Origin of the sequence: Lactobacillus sp. A27 (genome assembly GCF_016742815.1) — a bacterium.
Classification (GTDB): Bacteria; Bacillota; Bacilli; order Lactobacillales; family Lactobacillaceae; genus Lactobacillus; species Lactobacillus gallinarum.
In genome coordinates this window covers 1-202 of the sequence record NZ_JAEHNT010000118.1, presented here as the reverse complement: position 1 = coordinate 202, position 202 = coordinate 1, and the positions used below count along the sequence as shown (strand labels likewise).

At 41.6% G+C, this 202-nt stretch carries 1 protein-coding gene; it reads left to right on the top strand.

Going from position 1 to position 202, the window contains the following annotated elements:
- The coding region (locus tag JEM49_RS10055; protein ID WP_201874882.1) for a mucin-binding protein at nt 1–202 on the top strand (202 nt) is incomplete at both ends.

Sequence of the window (202 nt, the reverse complement as noted above, 5' to 3'; positions counted from 1 at the left end):
ATCCAGATTATACTCAAAGCTTGACGTGGAAGTCTGTTACTAGTCCTCAAATAGCTGGCTACACTCCAGATCTTACCAAGGTCGATGAACAGACTGAGACAGTAAAGGATGCGGACTTTATCAAGGGCCATGATCAAATGGTAGTCGTAACATACAGTGCTAACGATCAGTCTGTTAATGTAGTTTATGTCGATGATGACAA